Raw genomic sequence first — 12219 nt, 5'->3', positions numbered from 1 at the left:
ATGAGATGTCTCCTATCGTCGACATGACAGGGAGGTTCAAGTAAAAATCACATTCTCAAACTAATTGAATAAACAGATTAATATATATACATAATAAAGTTTCATTTTAACTTCAATTTTCGCTTCGACTAGCTCAGCATGACACAGGAACTTCTTTTTGTCTTAATCGTACATCATGTTGACATAACTACGAGGTACAATTTTAATTCATAATTAAATAATGACAGGTCAGTTTGAGTGTTCCAATTTTTCATTGAATGTATCGAGAACTCATCAGAATCATTACTTTTTATTAGGTCTCGATACATTTTTATTTTTCTTCAAAATTCACACGTATGTCATTTCGACAGAATGAGGAACGAATGACGAGACACCCCATAAGGATGAGATGTCCCCTATCGTCGACATGACAGGGAGGTTCAAGTAAAAATCACATTCTCAAACTAATTGAATAAACAGATTAATATATATACATAATAAAGTTTCATTTTAACTTCAATTTTCGCTTCGACAAGCTCAGCGTGACACAGGAACTTCTTTTTGTCTTAATCGTACATCATGTCGACATAACTACGAGGTACAATTTTAATTCACAATTAAATAATGACAGGTCAGTTCGAGTGTTCCAATTTTTCATTGGAATGTATCGAGAATTCATCATAATTATTACTTTTATTAGGTCTCGATATATTTTTATCGTTCCTCAAAATTCACACCCTTGTCATTTCTACAGAATGAGGAACGAATAACGAGACATCCCATAAGGATGAGATGTCTCCTATCGTCGACATGACAGGGAGGTTCAAGTAAAAATCACATTCTCAAACTAATTGAATAAACAGATTAATATATATACATAATAAAGTTTCATTTTAACTTCAATTTTCGCTTCGACTAGCTCAGCATGACACAGGAACTTCTTTTTGTCTTAATCGTACATCATGTCGACATAACTACGAGGTACAATTTTAATTCATAATTAAATAATGACAGGTCAGTTTGAGTGTTCCAATTTTTCATTGGAATGTATCGAGAATTCATCATAATTATTACTTTTATTAGGTCTCGATACATTTTTATCGTACCTCAAAATTCACACGTTTGTCATTTCGACAGAATGAGGAACGAATGACGAGAAATCCCATAAGGCTGAGATTTCTCCTACCGTCGACATGACAGGGAGATTCAAGCAAGAGACATTCTCAAACTGATTGAATGAATAAGTTATACGTCTTGTTTTAGATTCAGACAGAATTAATCCCTCTAAGGTAACTTTTACTCCTAGTAAGTTAACTACCGTTATCTACATTTGTAAACGAAAATTTAAATTAACTTATATATAATCCCCCTAAGCTGGGTAGTACTAATTTACGGTTGTCCTGAATTACTTTTCAAATTAAGCTACCCAGTTTTAATGCCCTTATTAATAGATTATAATAAAGAATATAAACTTCAGTCCTCATTAGATACTGAAATTGAAATACTGAAATACTGAAACGAGTTCAGCACAAGCTATTTGAGTTTTTGGGATCCCGCTGTAGGCGGGATTAGTTCGACTTACGATTTTGAATTCGTCCTATGGTCTTCTCAAAATCGAGTCTCACTAACAAATCCCTTTAAGACAATTTTTTATCCTTTTGAATTAAGTTTTATTTACGAATTTTGTAAGTAGTTATCCTCAATCTAAATAAGAAATGAAATACCGTATTTTAACACATAAAAAGACTAGCAAGAAACATATCGTATTTGATGACGAGGAATTCGAAATGAAAAACCCTATTAAACAATACGAAAATGATATTATTGCAAAACAAATGATTTTAAATGGGGTTTCTAAAGAGGAAATGACTGGTGAAAAAGAATTGACTACAACGAGTAACGAAATACTTAAAAGTGCCCATATACAATGGTTAAAGCTAAAAAGTGACTTCCAAAAAATAAAAGTTCCTGAAAATTTAATGCAGCTTTTAAAAACTGACAAGAAAAAAGATCAGGAAAAACTACTTGATGGGTTCTTTCTTCCTCTGGAAACTTTAACGTCTTTTATTTTTACTGCATATCATGAATTTGGATACACCTTAAGTCAATATATCTCTGAATTTTCGAAAAAAGATTTTAAATCGGTTGCCAGAATTATTGATTGTGGTGAACACTGGCATTGTTTTTTTACAACACCAAAGGACTCCACAGGAGAAAAAACACAGCTTCATTACCTATCTAGTGCCTTTGGTATTAAAAGAGATGACCTAGTAAAACAGATAAAATCAAATGAGTCCTTATCCAAACTTGACAATTTACCTCTTATTACGTTATAATAGTATATAGTAATCTATGGACGTTGTTAAGGCTTTATCATATAGAAGCCCCAAAAGAAAGCCAAAGCAAAATCTTTTCTTAAATTTTTAGAATTCTTTTCATAAACGAATGTGCTCTGGTTTTTCTTTTTAAGCTAATATGGTATTGAAAAGTTAAGACTGCTTTGTTCTTAGAATCAAGAATAGAGACTTTTTGTAGTTAACAAGAATCTAAAAAACCAACTATTAATTTTGAATATCTAGGTTTTGTTTTACTTGTTATGTTATTTTTAATCTTTCGACCCCTCGGCAAGTTTAGTGTAATCCAAGCTCAAGATAAACTCCATGAGAAATTATAGAATCATAATAGCATAAATCTATGAGATGAGATGTCTCAATCGCGCCTCACTTCGACATGATTACTTAAATATAATTTTATATTCCGTGTCATTTCGAATGCAATGAGAAATCACATAATTTATGAAACATATGCTCAATACCTTATGTGATATCTCAATCATACCTCTTTCGACATGATACTTACAAAAAATGTTCTTTATTTATAAAGTTTAATACCAATAGGTTGGATCTTCTTTTATTTAAAATCTTACTTCTCAGAGGAGAACTTATCCTTCTCAGACAAGTATTAATCCATTAAAAATAAATTTTATCATGTATTTTTATGTAATTATTATATAACTGGTTATTGATTATCATAAATCTATAATAATGTTAGTGTTTTTCTGTAGTATTAATCAAATTATTCAATTTTAATTCCATACAGCATTCTTCTTTGCAATATAAAAACTAAAGACAGCTGTCTTTGAGAATAGAACCCTTGTAAATAATATTGTTTAAGTCTCTATACGGTCTTCTAACATAACACCTAGACATAAAAAATAAACTGGTATTCCAGTAAACCAAACTACATCCAGGGTTAAGGCTGAAAACCTGTATAAAAGAGTAGGTCTTTAATTTTTAAATATTTATTATCATGAAAACATTTTTTTTTAAAATCGTTCCACCTGCTTTTGCTCTTATGTTAGCTGTCACAGCTTCACTTGCTTTTACCCCTGCTAATGATACTTCTCTAGTTCAAGGGTACATCCAAGTCTTAGATGAAACAGGATTCATAGTAGGATGTGATGAGTCAATCATATGTTCTACTGGAAGTGACCAAGAATGCACTGTTGGAGTAGGTACTCCAAGTCAAGTTTTTGGATTACAATATTCTTCTGCAACTAGTTGTACAAGAGTATTGTATAGACCTTAACAATACTTTTTATTAAGGAAAAGGAAATCAAAGATTAATGTATGCCTGTACTTTTTAGCAAAGAGGAAGGGGAGTCTCGCACATTCTTCAGGAAGAATGTGAAATTAAAATACTGATCAGGCAATCTTTACGCTCTCTTCACCATAGCACCCAAGGTTTAAACTTTTAAATCATAACTGCAATCAGGGTTAAGACCGAAAACCTGTAAAATAGAGTAGGTCATTAATTTTTAAATATCTATATTATGAAAACATTTTTTTTTAAAACCGTGTTACCTGTTCTTGCATTGGTATTGGCTATCACTTCTTCTCTTGCATTTACGTCTACTAACAATGAGGTTAATACAGTACCAGGCTATATACAACGTTTAGATCAACATGGAGAGTTAAAAGGTTGCGACGAGTCAATCCAGTGCAGTAATACCCCAAGTGAAATAATATGTACTGTTGGAATAATTGATCCAATACAAGTTTTTGGAAAATATAGTCCACCTTCTCCAACTAACTGTACAAAGCTATTGTTTAGATGCCCACAACAATAGCATTCCGAATACTAAAGGAGATCACCTAAAACTATTTTAGATAGTTTTAGGTGATCTCCTCAAGTTCGTGAATCACTGTAATTAAAGCTATTTCCACATTTTTATAATGCTATTACCATTTTCTAAGCAAATTATTTAGTAATTAAAATTTAACAAATCCTTTTAGGACAAGTATTTATCCATTATAAATAAATTTTATCTCGCACCTTTGTATTGTCAATAAACAATTCATCTTTTATGAAAATTAGTGGTAAATATAAAAACGCTTTTTTAGAATTTATTTGTTTCCTATATATACTCTTGTTTGTATATGCTGCAATGAACAAGTTGCTGGTCTTTGACGAATTTATAATTCAGATTGGACAGTCCCCCGTATTGACAGCATATGCTGGTTTGGTAGCATGGACTGTACCTTATCTTGAAATTATCATCGCAGTGATGTTAATCGTTCCTCGATTCAGACTATTGGGACTTTATGCCTCCTTTTCCCTTATGGTCATGTTCACCGCCTATATATTCATTATTTTGAATTTCAGTAAGTCTATTCCTTGTTCCTGTGGAGGTGTTCTTGAAAAATTAGGGTGGACAGAACATCTAATCTTTAATATCGCCTTTGTTATACTCGCTTTTATAGGAATCCAAATAATGAACGGACAAAAAAATTACAGCACCCCAAAATATGCCTCCTTATGAAATATAATAAAACTTATATACCTCTTTTAATATGCACTCTTGGAAGTATCGGGTTTATTGCCTTATTATTTATTTCTTCAGAAAAAAAAATACATCGTGACAATAGTTTTACACGACGTCTTTCGGGACATCCTGCTATACAAGCCAAAAAGTTAGATCTTAAATACAATTCCTATTATATCGCCGGAGCTGACAATGGACAGATTTACCTGGGAAATACAACTGCACCTCTACGTCTAACAGTACTGGACACTGCGCTTCAAAACAAAAAGGAGATCTCCTTATCTGTGGATCAGGACAGTCTACCCTTTCACGCTATAAGGCTACGGGTTGTTCCCCCTTATTTCTTTCTCACTGACGGTGTGATACCCTACATATATAGAGGCAATACTACCGATTGGATAGCTAGTTCTATCATGGACGGACCCGCTTATTTTTCAAAAATAGAGCCTATAGATTCTACTAATTTTATCATTAAGGCTACAAGCAATAAAACAAAGGAAAGTGTCCTTGGCAAAATAAATCTTGTGGACTCCCTTAAGGTGGATCTCTCCTACGAATTGTTACAAAAACAAATAGATGGTGTTTTTGATACTGATGGTTCCCTTCTATATAATAGGCAGTTACAAAAATTGGTGTATACCTACTTCTATCGCAACCAATATATCGTCGCAGATAAAAATCTGGAATTGAAACGCCTGGGAAAAACCATAGACACAATAAGCCGTGCCCAAATAAAAGTGGGGACTATAGCTTCCAAAAATCAACTGAAAATGGCAGCTCCTGCCCTATTAGTAAACAAATACAGTGCTACGTATGGCTCCTACCTTTTTGTAAACTCCAAATTGATAGGCCGGTACGAACCTATTGACATGTGGGAACAGGCCTCTATTATTGATGTCTACAACATTGAAGAAAACACCTATGAGTTCAGTTTTTATGTCTATAACATAGGGAAAGACAAATTAAAAACATTTCAAGTGCTTAATGATAAACTTATTGCAATGATCGGCAATCATATTGTTATTTATCAACTAAGCACATATCGCTTTAATAAGCTAGAACCTGCCTTGAAAGAGACCATAGACCAAAAAATAACATATTCTCAAATTAAATAAAAATACTGCAGTCAGGGATAAGACCGAAAACCTGTAAAATAGAGTAGGTCATTAATTTTTAAATATCTATATTATGAAATCTAATTTTTTTAAAATCGTTTTGCCAGCTTTTGCTCTTATGTTAGCTATCACAGCTTCTCTTGCTTTTACTCCTGCTAATGACGCTGATGTAACTCTAGAACAAGGATTTATTCAAACCTTAGACCAACAAGGAACGATAACAGCATGTGACGAGTCAATTATATGTGATGCAGAAGAAAATGCTCAAGTATGTACTGTTGGATTAGGTACTCCAATACAAGTTTTTGGAAAACAAACTCTTAGTCAAACTAGTTGTTCTAAGGTATTGTATAGAGTACAATAATAATAGTTTTATCAAGGAAAAGGTGACTAATTTTGGTCACCTTTTTTATTAATCAAAATCCTGTTTTGAAAAACTACTCATTAATATTCAAAATAGTGTACTTAAACTTGTCTATGGTTTTATACACTTTAAAGGCTTCATAGTGAGGTTTTATAGTATTTAGTACCATACATACTTATTAGGTATATACTCTTACATAGTTTTACACGTAGTTTTTATCTAACACAACGAAAATTTATTTTACTAATTTAACGTGAGTGACGTGACTAAGTGTATCTGGAGTCTTTCAACATAGCTTGACCTTTAAAGCCTTTCAACTTCGCTGCTCATAAAGAAGTTATGAGAAGGTAAGGAATGAATTTTAACAGAACTTTTGGTATTCTTTTCGATTAAAAGTATAGTTTATTAATTAAAACGTTATTGGCAACCAAACTATAATAACCGTGTCCATTACATTATTTGAAAACGTTGTCTCTAGAGTAACAATCTCAAAAAACAACTAGAGTTATTTCTATTTACATATCAATTTTGATCTTTTCTCTCCAATACCATTATACCATCTGAATTTATTTGGTCACTACGACCCATATTACCTGACTATCATGCCTTTGCTCGATAAACCGTTAGGTAGATTCACTTAAAAAGAGGCTTCTTAAAAAGTAAAACATATGTTGTATTGAGCTTCTAAAAACACCTTAACCCGTTTGATAACAAAAATCAATATAATAAAGTAAATTACAATGGCTTTTTAGACCTTATTTTTTAACACCCTATTCATATTTTTGACATTACTCTTATTTTTCTTTTCTGTCCTTCACGTAAAGCTGATTACTTTCAACCCACACTCTAACTGGAAATGGAAGCCACAATATTTTAGTATAAATCTCTATTACAACCTTTTCTAAAAGAAAAGAGGGTTCCCTTTATGTTTGTAACTTCTTTTAGGGGCTGCCTCTTAATGAGATTATTACCTTCATAAAAACTTATTTAATACCCATCATTCTGTGGTAATAAATTTGGATTAAGCAATAGCTCTGCCTCAGGAATAGGCAATAACATATCGGTGTCTTTCCAATTAGGTTTGATTGCTGTCAGTACTTCCGCAGCTTTTCCTGTTCGCTTTAAGTCGAACCAACGGTGCCCGTGTTCTGTAAATAACTCTACACGCCGCTCCTGAAGAATGGCTTCTAACAGTTCTTCCATGGTTGTTGCTGTCGTGTTTGGTAATCCTGCCCTGTTTCTAATCGCATTTAAATCAGATTGTGCTTCAGGTATTTTTTCGAGCTCTGCCCTGGCCTCTGCCCGTATTAAATATTGCTCTGCCAAACGAAGCTGTACCGGATACTCCACAGAAGTTCCTGCATTTCTTTGTTTATACTTATAGGCGTGATGTAAGGTGTCACCTCTATTATTAAACACCGTTTTTGTCCAATCGGACTTTCGTTGATCTCCAACTTCAAATCCATCGAACAAAGCATCATTTAGAGCAAAAGTTCGGGACGGTAAGTTATCGAGTATAAATTGCTGGGCCTCGATAGTATTCCCGCCTTCTAAGTTTGGCTTAAATTGCCATATGATTCCTGAAGATTCCTTGAGAAACACCTTGTTTAAATCGGGTTCCAAGGCTCCAAATTTATTAATGACACTAGTAGATGCCAACTCAGCCAGCTCCCAGTTCCCTATATATAAGTAAGCTCGTGCCAACACACTGTTAGCGGCTTCCTTGTATGGACGGATGGGACGGATGGGGTCCCCACTGGGATTAGCCTCACCCTCCTCAGGTAATAAGCTTGCAGCAAGGCGAAGGTCCTCTATGATGCTATCATAAACCAAAGCTCTGGGCATACGTGATACATTCGTGTTCTCTATATAATTTTTAGTGTCAATATAGGGAACATCCCCAAAAAGCTCTACAATTAATAGATGTAGGTACGCCCTAATAAATAAGGCCTCTCCCTTGAACTGGTCTTTATCTTCCATGGTCAAGGCCGTAGAATTGCTGACCCCTTGAATAACATCATTGGCTATATAAATTTGATTGTAGGTGTTGTTCCACCATGTTTCAACATCTGAGTTCGTTGCAAGCAGGTTATGGTTTTGAAAATCTTCCAAGCTCTGCTCGGAAGTGTAATTATCCAACTCATCTGTATACACTCCCATTCGGGTACTCAACCCCGTTCGACCATATAGCAATCCGATATCTCGTATTTTGGCATAAATACCTTTAAGGGCTGCTTCTGCGGTCGCTGACTCCAAGAAAACGGCCTCACTTGTTAATTTGTTCTTTGGAAGATCCACTTCTACGAAATCGCTGCAGGACATTATTGAAAATATAAATAATATAAATAGACACAATAACTTAGACGTCTTAGATGCTAGTATAAAAACCAAGGGATATAACCTTAAATTTGTATGTGATTTTTTCATAGGTTTATAATTATTGTTTTTTATGTTTTTTTAATTTAAAAACCCAATTGCAGACCCAAGGTCAATTGCCGCAATAAAGGCATCCTTGTACCTTCCAATACCTGTTCTGCATCAGCATTTCTAGAATTAGAATAAAGAAAGAAAAGATTCTGCCCTTGAAGATAGATACTAGCATTAAAGCCAGAGACAAGATCCTTAGGCAGGTCATAGCTCAAGGAGACACTTCTAAGCCTGATAAAGGAGGCGTCTGTATAACGCCTGCTACTATCAAAATCATTACTAAAAGCTAATCTCGCATTAAAATCGGCCAATGATGTGATATAACGCTGTATCCCGGCCTGGTCTCCAACTCCCTGCCAGCGGTTTAATACCGAGACATGTTGATTTGTTAAACTTCCAGGGGATCGTGCATTAAAAGTAAGATCCGATGCACTTTGCTTCTTGAAATTCAAAAAGGCATTCAAGGTCCAGTTCTTGTACTTTATAGTATTGCCCAAGCCGCCATAAAACTTAGGAGCCGTCTGTACAATCCATTGACGATCTTTTCTATCTATTTCTCCATCATTATTATAATCTTCAAACTGGTATATCCCCGTCTCTGGGTCTACTCCAAGATTATGATACAGTTTAACTATACTCAAAGGCTCCCCCACTATATAACGATCTCTAAAAGTGGATGCTTCCAGGCCATCAAACTTTACCAGCTTATTTTTGGGTACCGAGATATTAAAGGTCGTGGTCCACTTAAAACCCTTGTTTTGGATGTTTACAGAACGAAAGTCGACTTCTAAACCAGTGTTCTCCACAGTAGCATCAAAGTTCGCATTAATACTGGAAAAGCCCGTCGTTCTGGGCAGGGGAATCCCCACCAGTTGATTGGAAGACCGGTTACGGTACCATGCAGCCGTGACAAAGATACGGTCCTGAAAAAAACCAAGCTCCAAGGCGGCTTCAAACTTCTTGTTTGATTCCCAGCCAAAGATCGGATTGAACAGTCCGGTAGGCTCTAAAACAGAGCCGTCGTAGTCACGGCCTGAAGATTCATAGGTATCATAAAATCCGTAATTTGGTATCCCATCGCTACCCGTAATACCATAACTGCTACGAAGCTTTCCGAAACTTAAAACAGATTGTCCTTCCAAAAAGCCTTCCTCTGTAAACAGCCATGCCATACCAACAGCTCCAAAATTACCGAATTGCCTGCCTGGTCCAAAACGGGAGGAACCATCCCTACGACCTGTCAGGTTAATGATATATTTATCGGCCCATTTAAAATTAAGCCGCCCAAAGAACGCCTGGTAATTATACTCCGATTCGGCATCTAATCGAACGTTTACTAAATTTGCAGCTGACAGATCCAAAATTTGACTGTTACTCGGGAAATTGGACGCCCCTAGTGCGAGGTCCTGTGATTGCTGCTGCTGGAAGGTCGCTCCCAACAAGATATTAAAACTCGCTTTGCCCCATGCCTTTTGCCAATGAACCTGCGGCTCCACAATCCAGGATTGACGTGTCGCATTATTGCTTACAAGTATTGATCTTTCACTTGTATTATTAGGAGCAGGGGCGAAGCGCGTATGTGGCTGTGTAAGATATTGTTCTGTGCTATAGCTCGTATAACCCAGATTGGTTTTAATCACCAGGTCTGGAACTGGTCGATAGGAAATCACCGAGTTCATGATAAGGGTACGGTTCTGCGCCCGAAACTGATCCTCTAAACGGGCCAGTGGGTTTGCCCAGGTAAAGTTTTCCCAATTTAGATCCCCGTTCTCATCATAGAGCGCCGGTGCATTGGGTACCAGTGAATAGGCCAGATCTGTTAAATCTTGACCTGGAAGTTGGTTGTCATCAGCGGTATAATTTGTCGAAAGACTTATCTGGAAGCGGCCATCTGCCGATTGGTGGTTGATCCTACTATTTAATGAGACCTTACCATAGTTTGAGTCTCCTGGAAATACCGTGGTCTCATTTTGGTAACCCCCACTAATTAAAAACTGTGTCTGTTCGCTGCCCCCTGAAAAGGACAATTGGACATTATGTCTATAGGACGTACCACCTAAAAGCTCCTCCTGCCAGTCTGTATACCGGTCTGGATCCCATCTGTATAAATCGTGCGCTCGAGCTTTAAAATCATCAGGGGCCGTTTCTAAAGTATAACCCTCATTAGATAGCGCTTCTAGTCGCATCTCTAAATATTGCTCCGTATTCATTAAATCTACAAAACTACTGACCTTACCAACTGTGCTACTTACATTCGCATTCACACGGGTCTTTCCTGACTTGCCTCTTTTAGTGGTAATCAGTACCACGCCATTGGCTCCTCGAGAACCGTAAATAGCCGTAGCATCGGCATCCTTTAAAACCTCGATACTTTCAATATCCGAGGGGTTTATCGCATTTAAGGGGAGGACATTACCCAAAGAGATCGCAGGGTTAGACAAGTTTTGTCCTATTGCCTCCGTGCTAAAGGGTACCCCATCTATGATATAAAAAGGCTCCGTATTACTGCCTATAAAGTTCTTCCCTCGAATCTCTATATTAAAGCCCCCTCCTGGTGTTCCAGATCTTTGCGAAATGTTAACTCCTGGCATATGCCCCTGCATGGCTGCCAAAGGATTGTTGACAGGTTGCTTTTCTATGATTTTTGAATCGATCTTACTAATACTTCCTGTTACTTCTCTTTGGGACGTATTATAATAGCCCGCACGAATGGTTACCGCATCTAAAGCACTTATATTTTCTTTAAGATTCACATTTATTGTGGTTTGATTACCTACCACTTTTTCCTGTGTTTCAAAACCTAATGAGGAAAAAATCAGTACACTGGCAGGGTCTGGTACTGTGATAACGTACCGGCCGTCTAAATCGGTAACTGCTCCTTTTCGGGTCCCTTTTATTAAAACCGTTGCCCCTGAGACTGGAAGGCCTGATGGTCCCATTACAATACCAGAAACAGAGAGCTGCTGCGCTTTGGTTTTGCTTGTACGCTCTTTTATAAGAATGGTATTATTAGCTGTAAAGATAACATGGACTCTGCCCGATGAAAGGCTGTGAGTTAATAACTTATTAAGACGGATCGCCCCTTTTTTGAGCGCGACCTTGGGATAGTCCTTAAATAAATTTTCATAATAAACAAATGAATAATTGGTTTGTGCCTTCACTATCTTAAAAACCTTGTCAACAGATACCACTTGATCTGTATCTATGACAATCCTATCGTTTTGGGATACTGCATGTCTTGGTGAAAAACCAAACAATGTGGTGCAAAACAAAAATATAAAAGTTCGCATAATGAGTTTTATGGGGTCTTTTCTTAGACAGAAAAAGACTTGAGTTAATCTAATTTTCATAAATTTACATGTAATTAGTTGATTATTTTAATTGATTAATACATTCTTAAGGGGGAAATCCAGTTTGTTACGTCTCACAGTGTCAACTTTTTTCCTCCTTTTTGTTTTTAAATTTGTTTAATTTTTACTCTAGCCGTTAGGGTAAATTTATTCTTATAC

At 36.0% G+C, this 12219-nt stretch carries 8 protein-coding genes; 6 read left to right on the top strand and 2 right to left on the bottom strand.

Going from position 1 to position 12219, the window contains the following annotated elements; all coding sequences use genetic code 11:
- Window positions 1–1694: 1694 nt before the first annotated feature.
- From Q4Q39_RS19225 to Q4Q39_RS19200, 6 genes are all read left to right on the top strand, one after another.
- Window positions 1695–2315, top strand: a complete 621-nt coding sequence (locus tag Q4Q39_RS19225) for a hypothetical protein (protein WP_303284206.1) — start codon at window positions 1695–1697, stop codon at window positions 2313–2315.
- 973 nt (window positions 2316–3288) lie between these two features.
- A complete protein-coding gene (locus Q4Q39_RS19220) occupies window positions 3289–3567 on the top strand; it encodes a DUF6520 family protein (protein ID WP_303284205.1) in 279 nt (92 codons plus the stop codon).
- Between the two features lie 244 nt (window positions 3568–3811).
- A complete protein-coding gene (locus Q4Q39_RS19215) occupies window positions 3812–4108 on the top strand; it encodes a DUF6520 family protein (protein ID WP_303284204.1) in 297 nt (98 codons plus the stop codon).
- Window positions 4109–4426: 318 nt separating this feature from the next.
- The gene (locus tag Q4Q39_RS19210) at window positions 4427–4801 is read left to right on the top strand and encodes a MauE/DoxX family redox-associated membrane protein (protein ID WP_303284202.1); all 375 of its coding nucleotides are present in this window, start codon (window positions 4427–4429) and stop codon (window positions 4799–4801) included.
- A gap of 362 nt (window positions 4802–5163) precedes the next feature.
- On the top strand, window positions 5164–5919 hold the full coding sequence (locus Q4Q39_RS19205; protein ID WP_303284201.1) for a hypothetical protein: 756 nt from the start codon (window positions 5164–5166) through the stop codon (window positions 5917–5919).
- A gap of 73 nt (window positions 5920–5992) precedes the next feature.
- Window positions 5993–6283 (top strand): DUF6520 family protein, encoded by a 291-nt coding sequence (locus tag Q4Q39_RS19200; protein ID WP_303284200.1) that lies wholly within the window; start codon window positions 5993–5995, stop codon window positions 6281–6283.
- 987 nt (window positions 6284–7270) lie between these two features.
- Here Q4Q39_RS19200 and Q4Q39_RS19195 read toward each other — a convergent pair.
- Window positions 7271–8539 carry a RagB/SusD family nutrient uptake outer membrane protein gene (locus Q4Q39_RS19195; RefSeq protein WP_303284199.1) on the bottom strand — a complete coding sequence of 423 codons (1269 nt, stop codon included), beginning with the start codon at window positions 8537–8539 and terminating at the stop codon, window positions 7271–7273.
- Between the two features lie 206 nt (window positions 8540–8745).
- Entirely contained in the window at window positions 8746–12060 is a 3315-nt protein-coding gene (locus tag Q4Q39_RS19190) for a SusC/RagA family TonB-linked outer membrane protein (RefSeq protein WP_303284198.1), read from the bottom strand.
- Window positions 12061–12219: the final 159 nt, after the last annotated feature.

The sequence above is a fragment of the Flavivirga amylovorans genome (assembly GCF_030540875.1).
GTDB lineage: Bacteria > Bacteroidota > Bacteroidia > Flavobacteriales > Flavobacteriaceae > Flavivirga > Flavivirga amylovorans.
This window is presented reverse-complemented; position numbering and strand designations above follow the sequence as displayed.

Bases quoted from the DNA above. Each gene is read 5' to 3' on its own strand.
- Q4Q39_RS19225 (WP_303284206.1), top strand. From the start codon at position 1,695: ATGAAATACCGTATTTTAACACATAAAAAGACTAGCAAGAAACATATC.
- Q4Q39_RS19220 (WP_303284205.1), top strand. From the start codon at position 3,289: ATGAAAACATTTTTTTTTAAAATCGTTCCACCTGCTTTTGCTCTTATG.
- Q4Q39_RS19215 (WP_303284204.1), top strand. From the start codon at position 3,812: ATGAAAACATTTTTTTTTAAAACCGTGTTACCTGTTCTTGCATTGGTA.
- Q4Q39_RS19210 (WP_303284202.1), top strand. From the start codon at position 4,427: ATGAACAAGTTGCTGGTCTTTGACGAATTTATAATTCAGATTGGACAG.
- Q4Q39_RS19200 (WP_303284200.1), top strand. From the start codon at position 5,993: ATGAAATCTAATTTTTTTAAAATCGTTTTGCCAGCTTTTGCTCTTATG.
- Q4Q39_RS19190 (WP_303284198.1), bottom strand. From the start codon at position 12,060: ATGAAAATTAGATTAACTCAAGTCTTTTTCTGTCTAAGAAAAGACCCC.